The 22,236-nt window shown below is 51.4% G+C and carries 21 protein-coding genes; 10 read left to right on the top strand and 11 right to left on the bottom strand.

Features of this window, described 5'->3' with window-relative positions; translation table 11 throughout:
- Nucleotides 1–3: 3 nt before the first annotated feature.
- A complete protein-coding gene (locus tag EFB08_RS01325; RefSeq protein WP_123125106.1) occupies nt 4–1,281 on the top strand; it encodes an MATE family efflux transporter in 1,278 nt (425 codons plus the stop codon).
- Complete coding sequence (locus EFB08_RS01320; RefSeq protein WP_123125105.1) at nt 1,278–2,246, top strand: glycosyltransferase family 2 protein; 969 nt, start codon at nt 1,278–1,280, stop codon at nt 2,244–2,246. The genes EFB08_RS01325 and EFB08_RS01320 overlap by 4 nt, the downstream gene beginning before the upstream one ends.
- Here EFB08_RS01320 and EFB08_RS01315 read toward each other — a convergent pair.
- Both EFB08_RS01315 and EFB08_RS01310 read right to left on the bottom strand, forming a co-directional pair.
- Nucleotides 2,170–3,633: a N,N-dimethylformamidase beta subunit family domain-containing protein gene (locus tag EFB08_RS01315; RefSeq protein WP_123125104.1), complete on the bottom strand. Its 1,464-nt coding sequence runs from the start codon at nt 3,631–3,633 to the stop codon at nt 2,170–2,172. The genes EFB08_RS01320 and EFB08_RS01315 overlap by 77 nt on opposite strands.
- Complete coding sequence (locus tag EFB08_RS01310; protein ID WP_165864768.1) at nt 3,620–4,390, bottom strand: class I SAM-dependent methyltransferase; 771 nt, start codon at nt 4,388–4,390, stop codon at nt 3,620–3,622. The genes EFB08_RS01315 and EFB08_RS01310 overlap by 14 nt, the downstream gene beginning before the upstream one ends.
- Nucleotides 4,391–4,585: 195 nt before the next feature.
- Here EFB08_RS01310 and EFB08_RS01305 point away from each other — a divergent pair, with 195 nt between their 5' ends.
- Nucleotides 4,586–5,569, top strand: a complete 984-nt coding sequence (locus tag EFB08_RS01305) for an acyl-ACP desaturase (RefSeq protein ID WP_193553952.1) — start codon at nt 4,586–4,588, stop codon at nt 5,567–5,569.
- Between the two features lie 180 nt (nt 5,570–5,749).
- Here EFB08_RS01305 and EFB08_RS01300 read toward each other — a convergent pair whose 3' ends face one another.
- Entirely contained in the window at nt 5,750–6,037 is a 288-nt protein-coding gene (locus tag EFB08_RS01300) for a DUF427 domain-containing protein (RefSeq protein ID WP_123125102.1), read from the bottom strand.
- A 136-nt stretch (nt 6,038–6,173) separates the two neighbouring features.
- On the opposite strand from EFB08_RS01300, the gene EFB08_RS01295 reads away from it, so the two are divergent.
- Together EFB08_RS01295 and EFB08_RS01290 are read left to right on the top strand one after the other, a co-directional pair.
- A complete protein-coding gene (locus EFB08_RS01295; protein ID WP_123125101.1) occupies nt 6,174–7,274 on the top strand; it encodes a vWA domain-containing protein in 1,101 nt (366 codons plus the stop codon).
- Between the two features lie 344 nt (nt 7,275–7,618).
- Nucleotides 7,619–9,163, top strand: a complete 1,545-nt coding sequence (locus tag EFB08_RS01290; RefSeq protein ID WP_123125592.1) for a sigma 54-interacting transcriptional regulator — start codon at nt 7,619–7,621, stop codon at nt 9,161–9,163.
- A 215-nt stretch (nt 9,164–9,378) separates the two neighbouring features.
- Here the strand turns inward: EFB08_RS01290 and EFB08_RS01285 are convergent, their stop codons facing one another.
- The 5 genes from EFB08_RS01285 to EFB08_RS01265 all read right to left on the bottom strand — a co-directional run bounded on the left by EFB08_RS01285 (nt 9,379) and on the right by EFB08_RS01265 (nt 14,773).
- A complete protein-coding gene (locus tag EFB08_RS01285) occupies nt 9,379–9,837 on the bottom strand; it encodes a peptidylprolyl isomerase (RefSeq protein WP_123125591.1) in 459 nt (152 codons plus the stop codon).
- 196 nt (nt 9,838–10,033) lie between these two features.
- Nucleotides 10,034–10,957 carry a ribosome small subunit-dependent GTPase A gene (rsgA, locus tag EFB08_RS01280; RefSeq protein ID WP_123125100.1) on the bottom strand — a complete coding sequence of 308 codons (924 nt, stop codon included), beginning with the start codon at nt 10,955–10,957 and terminating at the stop codon, nt 10,034–10,036.
- On the bottom strand, nt 10,954–12,210 hold the full coding sequence (locus EFB08_RS01275) for a 3-deoxy-D-manno-octulosonic acid transferase (protein WP_123125099.1): 1,257 nt from the start codon (nt 12,208–12,210) through the stop codon (nt 10,954–10,956). The genes rsgA and EFB08_RS01275 overlap by 4 nt, the downstream gene beginning before the upstream one ends.
- Nucleotides 12,211–12,546: 336 nt before the next feature.
- Nucleotides 12,547–13,176: a peroxiredoxin gene (locus EFB08_RS01270; RefSeq protein WP_123125098.1), complete on the bottom strand. Its 630-nt coding sequence runs from the start codon at nt 13,174–13,176 to the stop codon at nt 12,547–12,549.
- 319 nt (nt 13,177–13,495) lie between these two features.
- Complete coding sequence (locus tag EFB08_RS01265) at nt 13,496–14,773, bottom strand: aspartate kinase (RefSeq protein ID WP_123125097.1); 1,278 nt, start codon at nt 14,771–14,773, stop codon at nt 13,496–13,498.
- Nucleotides 14,774–14,897: 124 nt separating this feature from the next.
- Between EFB08_RS01265 and fbp the strand changes: the two genes are divergently transcribed.
- Nucleotides 14,898–15,932, top strand: a complete 1,035-nt coding sequence (gene fbp / locus EFB08_RS01260) for a class 1 fructose-bisphosphatase (RefSeq protein ID WP_123125096.1) — start codon at nt 14,898–14,900, stop codon at nt 15,930–15,932.
- Nucleotides 15,933–16,021: 89 nt separating this feature from the next.
- Here fbp and EFB08_RS01255 read toward each other — a convergent pair whose 3' ends face one another.
- The 3 genes from EFB08_RS01255 to yihA are packed head-to-tail and all read right to left on the bottom strand — an operon-like array spanning nt 16,022 to nt 17,528.
- Complete coding sequence (locus tag EFB08_RS01255) at nt 16,022–16,480, bottom strand: DUF5606 family protein (protein WP_123125095.1); 459 nt, start codon at nt 16,478–16,480, stop codon at nt 16,022–16,024.
- Nucleotides 16,481–16,505: 25 nt separating this feature from the next.
- A complete protein-coding gene (locus EFB08_RS01250) occupies nt 16,506–16,883 on the bottom strand; it encodes an energy transducer TonB (RefSeq protein WP_123125094.1) in 378 nt (125 codons plus the stop codon).
- A 30-nt stretch (nt 16,884–16,913) separates the two neighbouring features.
- Nucleotides 16,914–17,528, bottom strand: coding sequence for a ribosome biogenesis GTP-binding protein YihA/YsxC (gene yihA, locus EFB08_RS01245; protein ID WP_123125093.1), 615 nt, complete (start codon nt 17,526–17,528; stop codon nt 16,914–16,916).
- A 440-nt stretch (nt 17,529–17,968) separates the two neighbouring features.
- On the opposite strand from yihA, the gene EFB08_RS01240 reads away from it, so the two are divergent.
- The 4 genes from EFB08_RS01240 to EFB08_RS01225 all read left to right on the top strand — a co-directional run bounded on the left by EFB08_RS01240 (nt 17,969) and on the right by EFB08_RS01225 (nt 22,192).
- Nucleotides 17,969–19,852 (top strand): OmpA family protein, encoded by a 1,884-nt coding sequence (locus tag EFB08_RS01240; protein ID WP_227006161.1) that lies wholly within the window; start codon nt 17,969–17,971, stop codon nt 19,850–19,852.
- Nucleotides 19,853–20,011: 159 nt separating this feature from the next.
- On the top strand, nt 20,012–20,734 hold the full coding sequence (ubiE, locus tag EFB08_RS01235) for a bifunctional demethylmenaquinone methyltransferase/2-methoxy-6-polyprenyl-1,4-benzoquinol methylase UbiE (RefSeq protein WP_123125091.1): 723 nt from the start codon (nt 20,012–20,014) through the stop codon (nt 20,732–20,734).
- Nucleotides 20,683–21,432 (top strand): type IX secretion/gliding motility protein PorT/SprT, encoded by a 750-nt coding sequence (gene porT, locus EFB08_RS01230; protein ID WP_123125090.1) that lies wholly within the window; start codon nt 20,683–20,685, stop codon nt 21,430–21,432. Before ubiE ends, porT begins: the two co-directional genes overlap by 52 nt.
- A 7-nt stretch (nt 21,433–21,439) precedes the next feature.
- Nucleotides 21,440–22,192, top strand: coding sequence for an SDR family NAD(P)-dependent oxidoreductase (locus EFB08_RS01225; protein WP_123125089.1), 753 nt, complete (start codon nt 21,440–21,442; stop codon nt 22,190–22,192).
- The last annotated feature ends 44 nt before the right edge of the window (nt 22,193–22,236 follow it).

Below are 22,236 nucleotides of genomic sequence, written 5' to 3'. Positions count from 1 at the left end.
ACCATGGCGCGAAAGCAGCACTTGCGGCAATTTTTGGGGAATTCGGTTTGGTCGGGGCTTTCTACGGTGGCTCGGGCGGCCAGTGCGCTTCTGATCAATAAGTTATTTGCCGTGTACTACGGGCCCCATGGCATCACGCTGCTGGCACACTTCCAAAACCTGATCGCGTTACTGACCACGTTGCCCAATAGTGGCATCAATGTAGGCCTGATCCGGCACCTGGCGCAGGAAGAAAAAGGAAGTGCCCAGTACCGAGCCTACTTCTGGGCCGGCATTTTTCTCAACATTTTTACTTTCCTAGGGGTGGCAGGTGCCATTTTACTGTTCCCTTCTTTTTTTCTGGAGCGGTTTGGCGAGCAACTGCTGGCGCAGCACGGCGCTTTTTCCAGTGGAATGCTGGGGGTGCTTTTCTTTTTGTTATTGTTGCACCTTTTCTTTCTGGCGGTGTTGCTCGCACGGCAGGCGCTGCGGGCCTATGTGGGCATAAGTCTGTTCACCAGCCTGGTTAGTGTGGCCGTCATGTGGTGGGCCGTTGGGCAGGTGGACCTTCCGCTTTCCTTGGTTCTGTTCCTTGCCGGGCAAAGCATCAGTGGGCTAGTGGGTATGGGAGTAGTGGGTTATAAGGGCTTGGTGCCAGCCGTGCAGTTGAAAATGAACCCCGAGGTACTTAAAAACCTGGGTAAGTTCCTGGTGATGGCGCTCTCAACTTTGGTGGGGGCCAAACTAGTAGACTTTGTGGTGCGCGAGATGGCCATCCGGCAGTTCTCCCTCTTGGAGACCGGGCTGTGGCAGTCGGTGGTGAAGATCTCTGACAGCTATACCATGGTGTATATTTCCATCCTGGGCATGGTGTATTACCCCAAGATCGCCGCTTTGCTTCCTACGCCCCAAGCCTTACGCGAGTACGTAAAAAGTATATTTTCTTTCCTTGTCCCCGGCGTAGGAGTAGGCCTATTGGTTTTCTGGTGGCAGCGTGATTTCTTTATCCAGCTGTTGTTCCACCAAGAGTTTTTGGCCGCCCGCGACCTGATGGACTACCAACTGCTGGGCGATTTCCTGAAAATGACGGCTTGGGTGCTATCGTATATCGTGACGGTGCAGGCGCGGGTAAAACTTTATATTTTCACCCAGTTGGCGTCCGGGGTTTTATATGTAGCACTGGTGGCCTGGCTGATGCCTTTGTTTGGGCTGGAGGGATTACCCGTGGCGCATGCCATCCGCTACGGAGTGTACCTGGTATTCCACTTGTACCTGTTCCGGTCTTACTTCTTTTCTGCATGAACGCGCCGCTCGTTTCCATCATCTGCCTCTGTTACAACCACGCCTTGTTCCTGCGCGAGGCTTTGGATTCCGTCCTGGCGCAGACCTATCCTCATCTGGAGATATTGGTGGTGGATGACCTGAGCACCGATGACAGCGTGACCATCATAGAAGAGTATACCCATCGGTTTCCGCAGATCAGATTCATAAAACACGCTCAAAACATAGGTAACTGCGCCTCATTCAACGAGGCCCTACAGTTAAGCCGAGGCGAGTTCATCATCGATTTCGCGACAGACGATGTCCTGCACCCCGACAGGGTGGCGCAGCAAGTGGCGGCCTTTCAGCACTTACCCGAAACCTACGGAGTCGTGTACACCGATGCCGAGCTTATTGACGAGCAGGGAGCTTCAATGGGGTTTTTCTATAAACGGCCCGATTCCGGGAAAATAAGCCCAAAACCCGCAAAAGGCGATGTCTTTGCCGATGTGCTGGGCCGTTACTTTATCTGCCCGCCCACCATGATGATGCGGCGGCAGGTGCTGGAAGAACTGCAGGGCTATGACCCGTTGTTGGCCTACGAGGACTTCGATTTTTGGGTAAGGTCATCCCGTAACTGGCACTACTTTTTTCTGGACCAGGTGCTGTGCCAGCGCCGGATGCACCCGCATTCGCTTTCCCGGAAAGTCTACCAGAAGGGCGACAAGCAACTGGCCTCCACCATCCAGGTGATCAGAAAAGCGCAGAAATTAGTCAGGACGCATCAGGAAAAAGAAGCCTTACGGAACAGGATAAAGTACGAGGCAAGGCATGCCTACCTCACGGCCAATTACCCAGAGGCCGGGCAGCTTTTGCAGGTGCTGGAAGAGGAAAAAGGCATGGCGCCCCTCTACCGGATTCTGCAAGTGCTCACGCAGAAGCAGGTGCCGTTGCAATTCCTGCGGCGGTGGTATCATCGCTGGAAGTATGGGCATACCGCTGCATGAAATTCTGAATCAACTGGGTGAAAACGGTATCCGTTCCCAAGCCTGAGCCGCTCTGGATGGAACCAGTGTTCAGGACAGCGTTTTTTTCGGAAAGCTCAGTGAAGGTGATCTCGCCGCCGCCGCTTCCATTCCAGGCAGGATCTTGTGCTTGGTAGACCATCGAGCCCTTCGGCGAAGTTTTGTTTAACCCTTTGGCTAATACAACGGTAGAAGCGGGAGTACTCCAGGTGGTTTTATCGGTCTCATCGCCGCAGATAGGCAGGTGGTCCAGTCCTTTTACCCCGAATAAACTGCCTTGTTGGAGAGAAACACCCGCAAAAAGCCAGTGCCTGGGTTCCAGCACCTGATAAGGGGCGAAAGTGCCCATGCCCGCCTCCGAGAACTGGGCACCTAAAAGTTGGCTTTCGGGCTGCGGGGTGTGCCGCCAGAGGCAACCTCTTTCCGCCTCGTTTTCGAAAAAGGAGCCGTTTTTGCGGCACTCCACCTGGGTAAAGTTCTGGTGCCAGCGAACCTGCCAGTATACCTGATTTCCGCCCAGAGCCAGTAAAGATTTCCGCTGTTGGTAAACCAGTTCCCGCAAGGCCGTGTACATCTTCGCAGAAAAATATTCGGCATGGTAGGCCAATACCAGCACTTGGTGGTTTTGGAATACCTCGGGATGTTCTTCCAGGTAATAATCTGGGTAGAGATCGGCCTGGAAGTGCCGGGAAAACCAATGGAAGATGTTGGCTTCTATCCGGAGGTTGTGCTGGAGCGGCTGGGTGCAGGAATAGGTAAGGGCAGTGTTAGGCCGAAGCATTGAGACATAAGGCACATAGCCTTCGCCCAAGGCGTTTCTGTAGAGTGATTGTCCGCCGTAGGCATTGTAGGCCAGCCAGGTAGTCACAGGGGCCAGCACCGCCACCTTTGAGGAAGGAAAAGCAGAACCCACCAGAAAATGGATCTCGGCAGGATTCTCCAAGTCGGGGTTTGTCAGGAAGGCACGGTAATAACCTGGGGCAGTCGTTTGGGGCAGGGTGTACTGCCAACTCACGACCCAGTGACATCCTTCCTGGGCTTCGTTTAAGGTCTCTTTTTGAGAAATTACGTCAAAAGCGTGCGTTGTCAATTCCTCCCATTCTTGATCTGCCACGCTACGCTGTAACCTTAATTGGTTCTGGGGCAACAAGGCTTTGAGGTGGAAAGAAATGACTTCGCCCGGCAAGTAGAAAAGCTTGTGGGTGTAACCTTCCAAGGATTGAGGAACCATGTCAGAGGTTACTTCGTCGGTGGTCAAAGCTGGTTTGGGCTTGAGGCGCCAGGCGAAATGCTTCAGGGGGCCTACTGTTTTGAGCAGGAACGGGGCAAGGGCAGGAAAAACGCGGCTTACCCTTTTACTGAGCTTCATTCAGGACGGGTGTGGAAACAAAGATGAGTTCTCCCAAGCCCAGGCCCAGCCTTTGCTGCTCGGCAGGCGTACGGGTGAGGGCGTATTCTACAGGGTGAACCTGAAATCCCTGGGCTGCCACGCGTTGGGCGAAATCCTGGCCGTAGTTCCGGAACCGATCGGCTTGGCCGTAGGCTTGCAGGCGCTGCTGGGGAGTGATCGCCTCGGGCACCTCTAGGGTTTGGGCAATAGGGTGCAGGCGGGCCTGGAGGAGAAGTTTTCCCTGGGGCTTCAGGACACGGTGCAGTTCCTGCAGGGCTTTTCCATCCTGGGGTACATGCGCCAGCACGTGGGAGCAGAGAATCAGATCAAAAGTGGCGTCTGGGTAGGGAAGGGCCTGAATGTCTACGTGGTCCATTGCCACGGGTGAGCTAAGGTCTGCGCTGCGGTAACGCAGGTTCAGGAGGCGCTTGAGACGGCTTTGCAAAATAGGCTCAGGGGCCATGTGCAGCACTTCCAGGGGCAACTCGGCAATCTTTTCCTTTTCTTGCAGGTACAGCCACAGCAAGCGGTGGCGCTCTACGGTGTGGCACCGGGGACAAAGGGCCTTGGGCCTGCGTTCGGTGCCGAAAGCTAAGAACGTGCGGAAGGAAGCCTCGCAGAGGGGGCAGTACACCTTGTTGCCTACGTAAAGCCAGCTTCTGGAAAGCCAGTAAAGCTTTCGTAAAGAGAGCCGGGTTTGGGCCGGGAGCACTTTCTTCAACAGAGGCAGAGACATGGTAAGGGTTGGGTGTAGCCAAAGATAAAAAATAACGGCTTGTTTTGGCATCCATGGGGAAAACTCTGTCACCCTGGTCCGTGTTTTACGTAAGAAATAGTTTTAAAAGGTGATGCAGTCTGGATAACGAATACTACCGCTGCCGGGCATTCTGTGAAAAAGTAATATATTTGTTCTTCCATATCCTAATGATTTATGATTAATAATGCTTTAGCCACCCGTTCTGAGGTGATGATATATGTGGAGAAATTTCTGGATAACGCGCTGCCAGAGTTCCTTAAATCTGTGGAAGACAGCTGGCAACCGGCAGATTTCTTACCAGATGCGCGCCTTGATTCCTTTTTCGACGAGATCCGGGACCTGAAAGAACGTGCTAAAGGCCTTTCTTATGACCTGCTGGCCGTGTTAATTGGCGATACCATCACCGAGGAGGCCCTTCCAACTTATGAGAGTTGGATTATGAGCATAAAGGAAGTGAACACCAATCCTGACAGTTCCTGGATGAAGTGGAACCGTGGCTGGACCTCAGAAGAAAACCGCCACGGCGACCTCCTGAACCGCTACCTCTACCTGTCGGGCCGAATTGACATGCGCCAGATGGAAGCCTCCACCCAGTACCTGATCGCGGACGGAATGGACATCAAAACCGATGATGATCCGTACCGCAGCTTTGTGTACACTTCCTTCCAGGAGACAGCTACTAACGTATCGCACCGTAGGGTGGGCGCCTTGGCCAAGCAAGCCGGCGAAACCACCTTATCGCGGATCTGTAATTTCATCGCCGCCGATGAAGGACGCCACGCCAAGGCGTACAAAACTTTCGTGAAGAAAATCTTTGAGGTAGACCCTTCAGAGATGATGCTGGCTTTTGAAGACATGATGCGCAAGAAAATTGTGATGCCGGCGCATTACCTGCGCGAACTGGGCATTGACCAGGGACAGACCTTCGGGCACTTCACCGATGCCGCCCAACGCATAGGCGTGTACACCTCTTCTGACTATGTGGAGATCATGGAAACCCTTATCAGAGAGTGGAAAATCTCCAGCATGACGGGCTTGAACGAAGCTGGCGAGCGTGCCCGTGACTACCTCATGGCCCTGCCTAACCGTCTTCGCCGCGTGGCAGACCGCCTGCGCGTACCAGAACTGCAGTACAAGTTCAAGTGGATTGACAGCTAAGAACAGAAGGGGTTTTTAGCCTCTTTTACTTAAAATAAACCAGAAACGCCCTGTAAGCAATTGCAGGGCGTTTCTGGTTTATTTTAAGTAAATTGAAGTATAAAGTATATCTCAAAATCAGAAAGCCCCACTTAAAGGCGAGGCTTTCTGAACAAAAGGATTTATAGGGAGGAGCAGGAATCAGTTTTTGCCAACAACCTGCACTCCTTTCCAAAAGGCGATGAAACCTTCAATGCTTTTTGCTTTTTCCTGGGGTTGGGGATAAGTCCAGGCGGCGTCTGTGTTCTCAAAGTGGCCCACCTGTAGAGAATAGTAAGAAGCCTCTCCCTTCCAGGAGCAAACCGAGTGCCGGGTACTGGGTTTGAAGAACTCCCAGCGCAGAGAGGAGGGCGGGAAGTAATGGTTTCCTTCCACTTCAATGGTAGCGTCACTCTCCGCAATAATCGTGTTTTTCCAAATTGCGCGCATGGTTCAGGGTAAATGGTATTTTAATTATAAATTGATTGTACTAATTGATATTGTTTACTCCTTTCAGGGGAGAAGGTTACTAAATAGAAGAACATTTGCGTTTACTATCTGTTAAACAAAAGATACACTAAAGCCCATGGCAGCCGGATATAGATTTACCGATTTCGTGCCGGAGGAACCAACGGACAAAGGGTTTGAAGCCCTGCTCCAGATTTTCCTTCAGCTCATTACCCTCACCGCCGGTGACGTGGCCGAAGCCATGTCCTGGATGAGTGAACTGGATAAGCGCTACAACCTCACCAATGACTCCTATGGTCTGGGAGATTTCTTTGAGGACCTAAAGAAAAACGGCTACATAGATGACAAAGGCCCAGACGGGCAGTTCAAGCTACAGGCCAAGGGCGAGCAGAAGATCAGGAAAAGCGCGCTGGAAGAGATCTTCGGGAAGCTGAAGAAAGGCGGTCGCGGAAACCACACCACGCCTAAAACCGGGCAGGGCGATGAAGCCTCGGCAGACCGGCGCGAGTTCCAGTTCGGTGATGCCGCCGAGCAGATCGAGCTCACCGAGTCCATTCGCAATGCGCAGATTCACCACGGCCTGGGCGACGATTTCTTCCTCACGGAGCAAGACCTGGAAGTGACCGAACGCGAGCACAAAAGCCTCACGAGCACCGTGCTCATGATCGATATCTCGCATTCCATGATTCTGTACGGCGAAGACCGCATCACGCCCGCCAAGAAAGTAGCCATGGCCCTGGCCGAGTTGGTGAAAATCAAGTACCCCAAAGACAACCTGGACATCATTGTGTTTGGTAACGATGCCTGGCAAATCAGTGTGAAAGACCTGCCTTACCTTATGGTGGGGCCGTACCACACCAACACCGTAGCCGGACTTGAGTTAGCCATGGACTTGCTGCGCCGCCGCAAAACCGCCAACAAACAGATCTTCATGATTACCGATGGCAAGCCCACCTGCCTTAAAGAAGGCCTGAAGTACTACAAAAACAGTTTTGGCCTGGATAGGAAAGTGGTAAACAAAACCCTGAACCTGGCTGCGCAGTGCCGCCGGATTGGTATTCCCATCACCACCTTCATGATTGCCTCAGACCCGTACCTGCAGCAGTTCGTAGAGGAGTTTACCCAGGTAAACAATGGGCAGGCCTACTACAGCAGCCTCAAAGGCCTGGGTGACTTGGTGTTCAGAGACTACGGCCGCAACAAGAAGAAACGCTTGTAGATGAAGTGTTTTAGCGATGTTTTCTGAAAATCAGCACCAAAACGTACGTTGATTATTTTTGATGCAATGATCGTTTGCGCAGGTTTCTGGAGATCATGCTTAGCACAAAACCAACTACCAGGAAAGCGTAGAAAGCAGGACGATCTATCACATGAAAAATTTGCAGGGCTGTCCCCAGAATCATTAGGGTATATGCCAGAATTTGCAATAACGTGTAACTCTTCATTAGGCTTTTTTATTAAAATTAAATTTAACGAAAAAAAATGGTTCAGGCCGGTTTTCTGAAAAAGAGGCCTGAAACGGAAATATCCTCCAAATTGAACAATAACCATCAGCAACCAAACATGCTTTATACCGATATACCTGCAGAGCAACTGCACAAGATCAAGACCCTTGGCCAACTAAAGGCCGCTGGCTATGAGCCGCAAACCGTAAAAGAAGAGCTACGCGCCAACCTCATCAAAAAACTGAGCAGCGGCGAGGAAGTGTTTCCGGGCATTTTCGGGTACGAGGAGACCGTTATTCCTGACCTGCAGCGAGCCATCCTGAGCCGCCACCACATCAACCTGCTAGGCTTGCGCGGACAGGCCAAAACCCGCATCGCCCGCCTGTTGGTGCAGCTCCTGGACGAGTACGTGCCCGTGGTTGCCGGTTCTGAACTGAACGATGACCCCCTGCAGCCGCTTTCCCGTTACGCTCTGGACCAGATAGCCCACCACGGCGATGAAACCCCTGTTTCCTGGCTGCACCGCGGTGAGCGCTACACCGAGAAACTGGCCACCCCAGACGTATCGGTGGCGGATTTGATTGGAGACGCAGATCCTATCAAAGCGGCTACCCTGAAATTGCCTTATTCAGATGAACGCGTGATTCACTTCGGCCTCATTCCCAGAGCACACCGCGGTATTTTCGTGATCAACGAGTTACCCGATTTGCAGGCCCGTATCCAGGTTTCTTTGTTCAACATTCTGCAGGAAGGCGATATCCAGATTAGGGGGTTCAAGATCAGGCTGCCGCTGGACATCCAGTTTGTGTTCACTGCCAACCCCGAGGATTACACGAACCGTGGCTCCATCGTGACACCTTTAAAAGACCGGATTGATAGCCAGATCATCACCCACTATCCAAAGAGCATTGAGGTAGGTAAAAGTATCACCAAGCAGGAGGCCCGCATCACCGACGTGCAGCAGGAGCGCGTGAAAGGGCACGAACTCATCCATGACCTGGTGGAGCAGATCGCGTTTGAGGCCCGCGAGAGCGAGTACGTAGATGCCAAAAGCGGCGTCTCGGCCCGTCTGACCATCTCGGCGTATGAGAGCGTAGTGAGCTCCGCTGAGCGCCGGGTGCTGCTCAACGCCGAGTCATCCACCCACGTGCGCATCGCTGATTTCCTGGCCGCCGTACCGGCCGTGACCGGCAAGGTGGAACTGGTCTACGAAGGCGAGCAGGAGGGAGCCGGGGGCGTGGCTTACCGTCTGATGGGCAAAGCCATCCGGACGCAGTTCCTCAATTACTTCCCAGACCCAGACAAGTTCAAGAAGCAGAAAGACAAAGACCCCTATAAAAAAGTATCAGGTTGGTTCTCAGACGGGCACACCCTGGATTTGCTCAACGATGCCTCAGATGCCGAGTACAAGCGCGTGTTGAACCAAGTGCCGGGCCTCTCCGAAGTAGTTGATAAATTCCAGCCAAACGCCAAAGGCGAAGCCGAGCATTTGTTCTGGATGGAGTTCTGCCTGCACGGCCTGGCCGAGTACAGCCTCATCTCCCGTAACCGCCTGACTGCGGGTCTGCAGTTCAAGGACCTGCTCAGCAGTATGTTCTCCGGCGGCGGATTCTCCCTGACCGATGACGACGACGATGATGAGGACGACAACAAGCGTTATTAGGCTGTTTTCCTGAAAACAAGCCTTAAACATAAAACAGGAAAGCCGGAGCAGCAGTTGCTTCGGCTTTCCTGTTTTTAAAAAGTTGCCTATGACTAAAGGAGGTCTTAATACCCAAAGGTAAAATTCGTTTTAAGAGCCCTTTCAAAAAAATAGCCGGAAAACATGCGTCTTCCGGCTATCAAAAAAAGCTTGGGGTTATACTTCCCTTAAAGAGACTAAGCCTCGTTTACCACAATTTTCTCGATTCTGTCACCCGCTTTGATGGTGTCAATCACGTCCAGGCCTTCTACCACTTTCCCGAAGCAGGTGTGGTTGCGGTCCAGGTGCGCGGTGTTGTTGCGGCTGTGGCAGATGAAGAACTGGGATCCGCCGGTGTTGCGGCCTGCGTGCGCCATAGACAACACGCCACGGTCGTGGTACTGGTTGCCGCCGGTTAGTTCGCAGTCAATTTTATAACCTGGTCCGCCAGTACCGGGCATTCCTTTGGCGCCTTCGCGAGAGTTTGGGCAACCACCTTGAATCACGAAATCGGGCAGGACGCGGTGAAAGGTAAGACCGTCATAGAAACCTTCTTTGGCTAGTTTCGTGAAGTTCTCAACAGTTTTAGGCGCGTCGTTTTCGTAGAATTCTACTTTCATGACACCCTTGGGGGTATGGATTTCTGCGGTTTTCATAAGTATGAATGTGCTTTTAAATGGAAACAGGGCCGAAGCATCTGAGATACCCGCGACCACTTCTGCAAAGGTACGGAAATTTTTGCCCATCGGCTGAAGGTAGAACTGAGAGGCGTGATCTGCCTTTCAAACCCTTTTTCAAAAACCAGGACCTAAACGGAAAATCGAACTCAAGACTCAGAACTCAGGACTTATCTTACCGGTGAGAGTCTTCGTCCTGAAGCAAACTCAGGTAACTTTCGTAGCGGGGAAGGGCGATCTTGCCTTTTTTCACGGCCTCCTGTACGGCACAACCCGGTTCGTTCACGTGCACGCAGTTGTTGTATTTGCATTTGTTCAGGCGGGCACGCATCTCGGGGAAATAATGGGCTATCTCCTCGCGCTTCATCTCCACCACGCCCAGTTCTTTGATGCCGGGCGTGTCAATAAGGTAAGTGCCAGGCTCTACCTCAAACATTTCGGCGAAGGTGGTGGTGTGCACGCCTTTGTCTGAGAACGCAGAGATTTCGGAGGTTTTAATGTCCAGGTCAGGAACCAGGGCGTTCACCAGGGTGCTTTTGCCTACGCCGGAGTGGCCGGTGAAAAGGGAAACCTTATCTGCCAGCAGTTCTTGTACCTGCTCTAAACCTTCACCTGTATGCGCCGATAGCGGATAACAGGGATAACCCACTTGGCTGTAAAGCTGCATCACTTGTTTCATGTAGCCTAGGGCATCTTCATCATACAAATCCAGTTTGTTGAAGAGGAGCGTGGCGGGGATGTCGTAGGCCTCGGCGGTAACCAGAAAACGATCAATAAACCCGAAGGAGGTGCGCGGCGAGACCAAGGTCACTACCAAGAAGGCCTGGTCCAGGTTGGAGGCCACAATGTGGGAATGGTGCGCCTTGTGCGTCGATTTCCGGATGATGTAGTTGCGCCGGAGCTTGATGTCCGTGATGACGCCCTGGTTTTCGCCACCCTCGGGCTCTATGGTCACTTCATCGCCCACGGCAATGGGGTTGCTTACTTTTAGGCCTTTGTTTTTGAATTTCCCGCGCAGGCGGCATTTGTACAGCTGCCCGTCTGCGTGGCCGCGTACCAAATACCAAGAACCCGTCGATTTTACTACTGTGCCTGTCATACCTGGCGCGAAGGTAACCAATATTCCAACGAAGTTAAGATCCGGTCAGTGGCTCCGGCTTGTTTCTGCAGATAAGCCTTGGTGGTGGCGTTGATTTTCTGCAGTTCAGCAGGGTTGCCATGCACCGCCAGAAACTTCTTACTCAGGTCCGGGGCCGATTTCACGCAGAAGGCCACGCCCGCATCTACCAGGTCTTTGGCTTCCTGGAATTTGGCGTATTTAGGTCCAAAAAAGATGGGCGGACCGAAGGCAGCCGGTTCCAGTGTGTTGTGCAGCCCTTTCCCGAAGGCCCCGCCTACGTAGGCGTAGTCGGCGTATTGGTACAGGCTAGAGAGCATGCCAATGTTGTCAATGAGCAGGATACGGTACGAAGCCACGGTAGCCACATCGGCCTGGGAAAACCGGATGGCCTTGCCCTTGAACTGTTCCTCTATCTCGCTTAGCTCTTTGTCCTTGATTTCGTGCGGGGCCAGGATGAACTTAAGCCCGGGCATTTGTTCCTGCATGAAGGGGAGGAGAACCTGTAGATCCTCTGGCCAACTACTGCCAATCACCATCACGGGAGCCATGTCTTTGAAGGCCTCGGCAAGAGGAATTGGCGCCGCGTTGGCAGCGGTCTGTAGCACCCGGTCTACGCGGGTGTCGCCGGCGGTGCTCACCTTGGTGAAATTGATGCTGGCCAGCAACTGCGCCGACTCGGTGTTTTGGGTGTAGATATGTGTAAAGCGCTCTAAAATGCGGCGGTAAAAGCTGCCTTTCTTCTGGAAGTAAATCTGATTAGGCCGGAAGATGGCCGCTACTGAAAACAGCGGAATATGGCGTTTGCGCAGGGCTCTGGTGTAATGGTGCCAAAACTCGTACTTGACAAAAACCGCTAGTGCGGGCTTCACCAAATTAAGAAACTGGTGGGCGTTGTCGGCGGTGTCCAGGGGTAGGTAGAAGATGAAATCGGCCCCGGCATAGTTCTTCCGGACTTCATAGCCCGAGGGCGAGAAAAACGTAAGCACGACTTTGTAATCAGGAAATCGCTGCTTGAAAGCCTCTATAAGGGGCCGTCCTTGCTCAAACTCGCCCAGGCTGGCGCAATGGAACCAGGCGACCGGGGCGGTGTTGTGCTGGAGTTTCTGGTGGATTTCCTCGAAAATACCTTTGCGTCCTTTCACCCATTGGGCTGCTTTGGGGACAAAAGGCGCAGCCAGACGTACTCCCAACCCATAGGCCCTTACCCCAACTTCGTATAGAATCTTTGACATTACTTCTTGGGATTTCTTAAGTACTACAGCAGGAAAATCACTCTTCCCGTTTACTTGCCTGAGTTGTCTGTCAAGTAAATATACAGCCTAATTGCCAGTAAGCCCTACCTGCGGAAGTAAAATAACGCATCGGGCTATCAGCCCAAGCTTAAGACACTTTCCTCACGAGGATTGTTTTACGGCCGATTTCCGGAAAATGGCATTGAAATGCACTTTGTTTTTTGGCAGCAAACATCTTGCCTCGGTGGTTTCCTCTTCAGGGTTGAATGACGCTTAGGGCCAATAAAAAAGCTCCCGCGTTAACGGGAGCTTTTCCTGGTGGAAATATCGGGTAGATTAGTTGCTGGTCAGGTAGCTGGCTACGCCCTCGCGGGTAGCTTGCATTCCTTCTTGTCCTTCTTCCCAGTTAGCAGGGCAAACTTCGCCTTTCTCCTCAAAGTACTGCAGGGCGTCTACCATTCTCAGGGCTTCGTCAATGCTACGGCCAAGCGGCATGTCGTTCACCACTTGGTGACGCACCACCCCTTGCTTGTCGATCAGGAACAGGCCGCGGTAAGCTACCGGCTCGCCTACAAAGATCAACTCACCTTCTTCGTTGGTGTCATAGTGACCAGCCAATACGTCAAAGTTAGAGGAGATGGTTTTGGTAGCATCGGCTACCAGTGGGTAAGTAACGCCTTCAATACCGCCTCTTTCACGTGGGGTGTTCAACCAGGCCCAGTGTGACTGGTGGGTGTCTGTAGAGCAACCTACTACGGCCACGCCTTTACGCGTGAATTCCTCTAAACGGTCCTGAAACGCAATGATCTCTGTAGGGCATACAAAGGTAAAGTCCATTGGGTAGAAGTAGAACACAACGTGTTGCTTTCCAATGTATTGGTCCAAGGAAAAATCCTCTTCAAATTCTAAATCTACTACTGCGGTAGCTTTGAAAGACGGTGCTTTTTTACCTACTAATACGGCCATTGTTAAAAAGAAATGTTAAAAATTATCTGTAAGAATAATTCCCCAAGGGTACAACTGTGCCCTCCGGAAATTGGTGGTGCAAAGGTAAGGGCTAACGTTTTACCCTGCAAAAAAGAAAGGAAATGCCGCCTCTAACTTTCACTTTTCCTGGTTTCTTACAGGAAACCCCAACCTCCTGGTGTCTTGCCTGTTTCCCTTGCCAAGAATTACTCCTTCGAAAAATGATAAAGGGTTGACTGGTGTACATGATGCTGTTTTACAGCTATTTCCAGAGAAACAGCCTCAAAATGATCCTAGTTGTAGGCCGATGTTTTTCCTGCTAGTGAGGGAAGTCCAGGGTGGGGCGGCAGATAAACTGTAAGGTGTGACGGCTGCGCTGCTCCAGCAGAATCTCTTTTCCGGCGGTTAAACTATCCAGGCTGGGTTGGTCGTAGTTTTTGATGGTGAACAGGTAGAGCGGCTGGTTGTAGAGAATCACAAACTCTTGCGCCAACTCTGCTTTTAGGGCCTCCACCTTGGGTTCATCGGCGTCTACGCAGGTAGAGAACGAAATGGCCGAGTTCTGCATAAGGTTGATCTTGAGCCGGTGTTTGCTCAGGGCCTGGAAAATGGAACTCAGGTGTTGCTCAGAGATAAACCCGAAGTCTTTGGTATGGAAGGAGAGCAGGCATTGGTTCTGCTTCAAAATATAGGATGGCGCAATGCGGTCGTGCTGGCAGTTGCGGATGACGGTGCCCGGCTGATCTGGGTGCAGAAATGATTTCACGTACAGCGGAATGCACCGTTTGGCCAGCGGCTGCACCGTCTTCGGGTGAATGACCGAGGCTCCGTAATAAGCCATTTCAATAGCTTCTTGGTACGCGATTTCTTCGTATCTTAAGGTGTCCTTAAAAAGCTTAGGATCAGCGTTCAAAAGGCCGGGTACGTCCTTCCAGATGGTGAGGGAATCGGCCTGCAGGCAGTACGCAAAAATAGCGGCACTGAAGTCAGAGCCCTCGCGGCCCAGCGTGGTGGTGGCTCCAGTAGGGCTACTCCCGATAAACCCTTGGGTGATGATGGGTTCCTTTTCCAGAATGGCTGGCAGGTGCTGCTGGATTTTCTGTTCGGTGTAGTCCCAGTCCAGTCGGCTTTCGCGCCAAGTGTCATCTGTGCGGAGGTACTCACGGCAGTCGAGCCATTGGTTCTGGAAGCCCTGGCTGCACAGGTAATGATGAAGGATTAGGCTGGAGAGTAATTCGCCTACGCTGATGATCTGGTCGTACTGGCGGTCAAATTCAGTGGGCTGAACCGTTTCAAGGGTGTTTTCCAGAAAAATGAAGTGATCCTGAAGGGCTGCGTACACCGGGTGCTTTGAATCCTGAAACAGCTCCTGCACAATCTCAAGGTGGTATTGGCGCATTTCCTGCAGGGTCTGGGTGTAGTCCTGCCCTTGGAATGCCAAGATGTACACCTGCTCCAAAGCATTGGTGGTTTTGCCCATCGCCGATACCACTACCAGCGTTTTCTCCGGGCTCGGAAGCATGGAAAGAATGGAAAGTACGTTCTTGAATGCCGCCGCATTTTTGACAGAAGCTCCCCCGAATTTGTAAACTATCATTTAAATTTGCTTATTTTACAAAACTGTTAAGTTATACCAGTTTCGTATTGGTTTAATTGATATTTTTGCAATTATATACCTGAGTTATCAGCAATCTATCCGTTCACCTATCTACCTTAATCCTATGACACTGAAAGAAAACCTGGCCCTGCCAGTGGGTACCACGCTTGACCGGTTCATCATGCGCAAGCAGGAAGACTTCCCCTATGCCACCGGCGAATTGTCTCAGTTGCTCCGCGACATAGCCCTGGCGGCAAAAATAGTAAACCGCGCCATTAACCATGCAGGTCTTACAGACATTGGTGGAGCCTACGGCCGACAGAATGTGCAGGGAGAAGACCAGCAAAAGCTGGATGTGGTGGCTAATATCCGGTTCATACGGGCCTTACGCAACGGCGGTGAGGTGTGTGCCATCATTTCTGAGGAAGAAGAGGAAGTGATCCATACGGGAAATAACAAAGGGAAATACATCGTTGCCATAGATCCTCTGGATGGTTCCTCCAACATTGACGTGAACGTCTCCATCGGGACGATCTTCTCCATTTACCGCCGTATTTCTGAAGTGGGCTCCGAAGCCACCATAGATGATTTTTACCAGAAGGGAACCGAACAGGTGGCCGCCGGCTACGTGATCTATGGCTCCAGCACCATGCTGGTGTATACCACCGGTTGCGGCGTAAACGGGTTCACCTATGAGACTTCACTGGGCGAGTTCTTTTTGTCGCACCCCAACATTACCACTCCGAAGAACGGCAATATTTACTCGGTGAACGAGGGCGGGTTCAACCATTTCCCGGAGAGCATCAAGCATTACGTGGAGCTTTGCCGCGTACGAAATTATGCCGCCCGTTATATTGGCTCCCTGGTGGCAGATTTCCACCGCAACCTGCTCAAAGGCGGTATTTACATGTACCCGAACACCCTGAAATCACCGGGCGGAAAACTGAGATTGTTGTACGAGTGCAATGCCTTGGCCTTTATTGTGGAACAGGCCGGCGGAAAAGCCTCAGACGGTCGTCACCGCATCCTGGAACTGCAGCCTTCAGAACTACACCAGCGTTGCACTTTCTACATCGGGTCTAAAGAGATGGTAGATGAGGTAGAGAACCTGCTGGTAGCCAGAGAAAGACCGGTGAGGTCCTCCATGCTGGTGAATTAAAAAAGTATCAAAAAATAGCCTTACACACCGCGGCCCCTGTCTAATGGCAGGGGCCGCGGTGTGTAAGGCTATCTCAATATCAGAAGAGATTACTCGGCCGTGGCAGATGTTTCCTCGGTGGTTCCTTCGGCGGAAGCTGTCTCATCAGCGGCCTCAGAGTAAGGCACGAACTGGTTTACAATCAGATACCATTGAGCCAGTTTCTTCATGTCTGAGGCATACACCCGCTCCTGGTCATAGTCTGGAAGCACTGACTCCAGGAAGGAAGCCAACTCCTGCGTGCTGGATTTGCCGTTTACCGGAATATCAGATCCGTATTGTTTTCTGATTCTGTCAAAAATCTCGGCCAACGGAACCGTGTGTTCCTCGTCATTGGTGTACATAGAGATTTCCTGCAGAATGGATACCCGGTTGCGGGCCTGGGCAACACTGCGTGCTGGTTTTTCAGAAAGGCTTTCTACAATGATTCCATTGCGGGTAGGCGCTACAATTCTGTAAAGGCCTGGCATACCAGAAATAGAGGCGATCTCTTTCAGGTCAAATGGCATAGATGTGTTTGGTTATGTTGGATGATTATAGTTTAAAGCTTACGGGAACGCTGTATTGCTGGCTGTATCCCGGGGCTTTGAATTTGAGTAGTTTTACGGCTCTTAAGGCTTCCTGGCCGGTACCGCCGCCTATTTCCTTCAGGATTTTGGCATTGGTGATAGAACCGTCTTCCTGCAGGGTGAAGCCAATGATGCACTGGCCCTGCATGCGGTTACGCTTGGCCAGGGCAGGGTACTGGAGGCTGCGCTGCAACTGGGCAACCAAAGAGTCCTGGCCGCCTGCATAATGTTCTGCCACGGGTAATTTACCGGTCTGGGTGGCGGTTGGCTTTGTGGTCTGGGCAAACGCGCCAGAGGTGAACAGGGCAATAAGCGCCGCTGCTAAAATGTGTTTTACCTTCATTTTTGAAAAATTAAGCTTTAAACAAACGCCCTATCCCTGACGCTCTTCCTGGTACCGCTGGTTTACGTCGCTGATGAACTGGAGAATCTCCTCGCGCCCCTCCTTGGAGGTTGAAGAGCTCTTCATGTACATAGGCAACTCTTCCCAGGTTTCCTTCAGCGTCTTCATGTAAAGCGCTATGTTCATATCAGTTTTCGTGCCAGACTGTTTGTCTGTTTTCGTGAAGATAATCACAAAAGGCACCCCCATGGTTCCCAGCAACTCCATGAAATCCAGGTCAGGCTTCTGCGGGGGCAGGCGGGAGTCTATCAGCACGAACACGCAGGCCAGGTTCTGGCGGTTTTTCAGGTAATAGAGAATCATCTTACGCCACGCTTCCCGAGACTCCTTGCTGACCTTGGCCCAGCCGTACCCCGGTAAATCTACCAGATACCAATTTTCATTGATAAGGAAGTGGTTGATTAGCTGAGTTTTACCTGGAAAGGAGGAAGTTTTGGCTAATTTAAGCCGATTAGTCAGCATATTGATGAGCGATGACTTGCCCACATTTGAACGCCCAATAAACGCATATTCCGGCAGGTCTGTCTGCGGACATAAGTCAGCACGGGTGTTGCTGGTAATGAACTTCGCATCTTTAATGACCATAATTACTTTGTACGTTTATTGATAAACACAAAGGTACCAAATAAACCGCTAACCGCTTAAAAATCTCTAAATTGGCTGAATCAGACATATATTTCTTTTATATCTGGTAACCATTTAACACAAATAAGAGTATCGTAGGGCGGAATAGCGCAAGCAATATGATTATCGGATAAGATACTTTTTATATATTGCGGCACTTTGCTAATAATAGCAATGAAATAATTTAGAAATAGCGATTTATTATCTTGAAATTTTAGATATTATTGTGGTTCTCTTCTATTTTCAACAATTAAAAAGAGACGCTGAATTGATGCCCGATTGCCATTCTTTATTTTGTTTTTGCGCCTAATAAGTAGCTACTATACCTAAACCTTTACACTATGAATCACTTAGACAAGCGGTTGTTTAGAACATCTTTACTTTTTCTAACACTGTTTATCATGGCTTCCACGGCCATGGCCCAGAGTACCCGTAAGCTTATCCGAAGCGGAGACAAATTTTTCAATCAGGCGAATTTTCGGGCGGCATTACCTTTCTATGAGCGGGCGCTAGAGCGTGATCCAAATAATGCAAAGGCCATGTACCGCGCAGGTATCAGCTACATTGCGTTCGACAAGGAAAAAGCGAGCGACTATATCTATAAGGCCTACAGAATGAAGCCGAAGGTAGGGGAGGATGTCCTTTACTGGTTAGGTAGAGTGGACCTGGTGAACTATGAGTTTGACAACGCCATCAAAAACGCCCAGGCTTACCAAGCTACCCTAGGCAAGCGTGATGATGATGGAAAAGAGCAAGCGGCTCTTTTGTTGCAGCACGCCCGTAACGCCAAGAAAGAAGTGGCCAACCCTAAGGATGTATTCGTGAAGAACCTGGGGCCAACCGTGAACACGCCTTACTCTGAGCACAGCCCGGTGATCTCCTCAGATGACAACTACCTGTTGTTTACTTCCCGCAGTGCCAGCGTAACCGGTGGTAAGGAAGCAGAAGACGGTGAGTATTTCGAGGATATCTTTGAAACCCGTCGTTTAGGACAAGATCAGTGGGAAACTCCTAAGTCTTTGAGCGGCCGTTTGAACGGTACCGGTCACGATGCCTCTATCCAGTTATTTGACAATGACACCAAACTGTTGATGTACCGTCAGGACGAAGGTGGTGATATCTTCATGACCAGCCGAGATGGTGGTGATTGGGGTCAGCCGCAAAAGTTAGGCAGAAACATCAACTCCAAAGGTTTTGAATCTGACGCCTTCATTTCTAGAGACGGTACTACCCTTTACTTCTCCACCAGCCAGTTCTCACAGAACGGTGACCTGGATATCTACTATTCTAAGCGCCAGCCAAACGGCGAGTGGGGCGAGCCTAAGAACTTCGGTAACGGCGTAAACACTCCTTACGATGAAGACAGCCCATACTTCACGCCAGATGGTCTGACCATGTATTTCAGCTCACGCGGGCACTCTACCATGGGTGGTTATGATATCTTCACCATGAAGTTTGACACCGTGGCCCGTCGTTGGAGCAGACCAGCCAACATGGGATATCCAGTGAACACGCCAGATGATGATACTTACTACCGCTTGAGCCCAGATGGTTCTTACGCTTACCTTTCTTCTTACCGCATGGGCGGCTACGGCGAGAAAGACATCTATACTATCAACTACATCCGGAACGCTGGCGTACGTGGCCACGTGTACAGCCTGCGTGACTCAACCATCATCCCAGGGGTAGAATTGGTGTTCTCCGGTAAAGCAGCCAACAACACTCCGCTGGAAGCCCGCGACGTAACCAAGCCAGATTCTGGTACCTACCAGGTGACCGTGCTTTCGGCCCGTCCGTACCAAGTGACCTTGTCTAAAGACGGCAGAACCATCGCCACTGAGCAATATGAGGTGCCTATGTCTTTGAGCGATACCACTGTGTTTGAAAAAGATTTCTACATCGCTTTCGAAGACACTACCGGAATTGGAACCGGTGCTTATGCCTTCAAACGCATCTACTATGACACCGATAAATACAACCTGCGTCCTGAGTCTATCTCTGAGTTGGATAACATTGTTCGTGTGTTGAAAGCCAACCCAACCCTGCGTATCTCCATTGACGGCCACACCGATTCCCGTGCCTCAGATGAGTACAACGTAACCCTTGGTGAGAACCGTGCCATGGCTGCTTACAACTACCTGATTCAGCAGGGAATCCCTAGCAACCGTATGATCACTGTTTCTTACGGTGAGCGTCGTCCGGCTGCAGCAAACGATTCTCCTGAGAACATGCAGTTGAACCGTCGTACCGAGTTCAACGTGATCAAAAACGCCGAGCAACAATAAGCAACCCCGTTTTAGCGTTCCTTTCAGGAAAACAGGGAAGAAACAGAGCCCCGGTCTTTTGGCCGGGGCTCTGCTATTTATGGGAGGCTTGTGTACAACATAATGCGGGAATTCTAGTTAAAGCATAGTAGCTTTGCCCTCCTTAACTAAACGTAGTACATGTCAGTAGTTCCGTACAAAGACCAGGAAGAAGGTAAGAAAAAGCAGGTGGCGCAGATGTTCAACAGCATTGCCAAACGCTACGATTTTCTTAACCATTTCCTTAGCGCAGGGGTAGACATCTACTGGCGCAAAAGAGCGGTAAAACTGTTGGAGCCGGTGAAGCCTCAGATGGTGTTGGATATTGCCACAGGTACCGGTGACTTCGCCCTGGAAACGCTTCGGCTGCAGCCCAAGCAGATCATCGGGATAGACATCTCAGAGGGAATGCTGCAGGTGGGCCGTGAGAAGATAAACAAGCGCGGACTGAGCCACTTGGTACAGCTGCACCTTGGCGACTCAGAGAACATCCAATTCCCCGATAATCACTTTGACGCCATTACGGTGGCCTTTGGGGTGCGCAACTTCGAGAACCTGGAGAAAGGCCTTTCAGAGATGCTGCGGGTGCTGAAACCGGGCGGCATGGCGGTGATCCTAGAGTTCTCCAAGCCGCAGGCGTTCCCCATGAAACAAGGATATAATTTTTACTTCAAACATATTTTACCCGTTTTCGGGAAAATGATCTCAAAAGACAATGCCGCCTACACGTATCTGCCCGAGTCTGTGCAGGCGTTCCCGGATGGCAACAACTTCCTGAGTATTTTCCAGAGAATCGGCTTTAAAAACACAAAATGGCATTCACTTACCTTCGGCATCAGCTCCATTTACACCGGCACAAAATAACTGTTTTCTTATTTCTGGCCTTGTTGGGCGCTGGGCAGCAAACCCTGGCGCAGGGCAAGCTCCACGGTGAAAACCTACCCGGCTATGAGTTCAAACGGCTGCGCTGGGGGTTCTCTCTGGGCGTGAACGGGTCCTGGTACCAGCTGGAGCATTCGCAATACTATGTAGACCGAATTGACGAAGGGTACTCCGTGAACGATAAGACGGGCATCGGCTTTAATGTGAACTTTATCACTACGTACCGGCTGTCGCCGAACTTTGTGCTTAGGGCCCAACCCGGAGTTGGCTACCATAGCCGCCTGATTGAATACAAGAACGTGCCCGCCGATGATATCACCCCTGGCGGAGACATTACGCAACAGATGAATACCTTTGCCGGAGAGCTTCCGCTGCTGGTGAAATATGAAGCCAAGCGGCGCAAAAACACCCAAATGTATTTCATTGCGGGTATTAAGCCCTCGTTAGTGGTGGGCGGCCAGAAGAAAGGTAACCCCGAGGTGCTGCAAGTGAAAAGCATGGACTTCGCGATAGAGTATGGCGTGGGGCTGGATATGTTCTATCCGTTCTTCAAGTTCGCTCCGGAAATCCGGTATTCCCGCGGAATCTCCAACGTGCATCAGCCTTTCCCTACGGTGTTCAACAACAGCATTCAGCAGCTGAACACCAATACCGTGACGCTTTACCTCAACTTCGAATAAGTCTATTATGACGCAGAAAATAGCCCTGGTGACTGGTGCCACCTCTGGCATAGGTCGGGCAACCTCTATCTCCCTGGCACAGCACGGATTCAGGATCATCGCCACCGGTCGGCGCACCGAACGCCTGCAGGAGCTGGTGCAACAGTTCGGCCCCGAGAACATCTACCCGCTGGAGTTTGACGTGCGGGATAAAGCCGCTGTAAATGCCGCCATTAGTTCGTTGCCTACTGAGTGGCGTACCATTGACGTGCTCATCAACAATGCCGGCAACGCGCACGGTTTGGCCCCTTTTCAAAGTGGCGATATGGACGACTGGGAGGCCATGCTGGACATCAACGTGAAAGGCCTTTTGTACGTGACCAAGGAAGTGCTGCCGATCATGATTGAGCGGAAGGCGGGGCACATCATCAACATCGGGTCTATTGCCGGGCAGGAGGTGTACGCCAACGGAAACGTGTACTGCGCCAGCAAATTCGCCGTGGACGCCCTATCCAAAGCCATGCGCATTGACCTGGTGCACGAAGGCGTGAAAGTATCGGAGATCAACCCGGGGGCGGTAGAGACCGAGTTCTCAGAGGTTCGTTTCAAAGGAGACAAAGAGCGCGCGGCCAGCGTGTACAAAGGCTTTGAACCCCTCACCGCCGAAGATTTAGCTGACCTGATCCTGTTCATGGTTACCCGTCCCAAGCGCGTGAATTTAGCCGAGGTGCTGATTCTACCCGCAGCCCAGGCTTCGGCCACCATCATCAACAAACAGTAACTTACCCTTTCATAAAAGACAAAGCTCGCTGGTGGTTTCCACCG

This window comes from Rufibacter latericius (assembly GCF_003721515.1).
Taxonomy (GTDB): Bacteria; Bacteroidota; Bacteroidia; order Cytophagales; family Hymenobacteraceae; genus Nibribacter; species Nibribacter latericius.
This window is presented reverse-complemented; position numbering and strand designations above follow the sequence as displayed.

Coding starts and splice junctions, on each gene's coding strand:
- EFB08_RS01325 (WP_123125106.1), top strand. CDS start 4: ATGGCGCGAAAGCAGCACTTGCGGCAATTTTTGGGGAATTCGGTTTGG.
- EFB08_RS01320 (WP_123125105.1), top strand. CDS start 1,278: ATGAACGCGCCGCTCGTTTCCATCATCTGCCTCTGTTACAACCACGCC.
- EFB08_RS01315 (WP_123125104.1), bottom strand. CDS start 3,633: ATGAAGCTCAGTAAAAGGGTAAGCCGCGTTTTTCCTGCCCTTGCCCCG.
- EFB08_RS01310 (WP_165864768.1), bottom strand. CDS start 4,390: ATGTCTCTGCCTCTGTTGAAGAAAGTGCTCCCGGCCCAAACCCGGCTC.
- EFB08_RS01305 (WP_193553952.1), top strand. CDS start 4,586: ATGATTAATAATGCTTTAGCCACCCGTTCTGAGGTGATGATATATGTG.
- EFB08_RS01300 (WP_123125102.1), bottom strand. CDS start 6,037: ATGCGCGCAATTTGGAAAAACACGATTATTGCGGAGAGTGACGCTACC.
- EFB08_RS01295 (WP_123125101.1), top strand. CDS start 6,174: ATGGCAGCCGGATATAGATTTACCGATTTCGTGCCGGAGGAACCAACG.
- EFB08_RS01290 (WP_123125592.1), top strand. CDS start 7,619: ATGCTTTATACCGATATACCTGCAGAGCAACTGCACAAGATCAAGACC.
- EFB08_RS01285 (WP_123125591.1), bottom strand. CDS start 9,837: ATGAAAACCGCAGAAATCCATACCCCCAAGGGTGTCATGAAAGTAGAA.
- rsgA (WP_123125100.1), bottom strand. CDS start 10,957: ATGACAGGCACAGTAGTAAAATCGACGGGTTCTTGGTATTTGGTACGC.
- EFB08_RS01275 (WP_123125099.1), bottom strand. CDS start 12,210: ATGTCAAAGATTCTATACGAAGTTGGGGTAAGGGCCTATGGGTTGGGA.
- EFB08_RS01270 (WP_123125098.1), bottom strand. CDS start 13,176: ATGGCCGTATTAGTAGGTAAAAAAGCACCGTCTTTCAAAGCTACCGCA.
- EFB08_RS01265 (WP_123125097.1), bottom strand. CDS start 14,773: ATGATAGTTTACAAATTCGGGGGAGCTTCTGTCAAAAATGCGGCGGCA.
- fbp (WP_123125096.1), top strand. CDS start 14,898: ATGACACTGAAAGAAAACCTGGCCCTGCCAGTGGGTACCACGCTTGAC.
- EFB08_RS01255 (WP_123125095.1), bottom strand. CDS start 16,480: ATGCCATTTGACCTGAAAGAGATCGCCTCTATTTCTGGTATGCCAGGC.
- EFB08_RS01250 (WP_123125094.1), bottom strand. CDS start 16,883: ATGAAGGTAAAACACATTTTAGCAGCGGCGCTTATTGCCCTGTTCACC.
- yihA (WP_123125093.1), bottom strand. CDS start 17,528: ATGGTCATTAAAGATGCGAAGTTCATTACCAGCAACACCCGTGCTGAC.
- EFB08_RS01240 (WP_227006161.1), top strand. CDS start 17,969: ATGGCTTCCACGGCCATGGCCCAGAGTACCCGTAAGCTTATCCGAAGC.
- ubiE (WP_123125091.1), top strand. CDS start 20,012: ATGTCAGTAGTTCCGTACAAAGACCAGGAAGAAGGTAAGAAAAAGCAG.
- porT (WP_123125090.1), top strand. CDS start 20,683: ATGGCATTCACTTACCTTCGGCATCAGCTCCATTTACACCGGCACAAA.
- EFB08_RS01225 (WP_123125089.1), top strand. CDS start 21,440: ATGACGCAGAAAATAGCCCTGGTGACTGGTGCCACCTCTGGCATAGGT.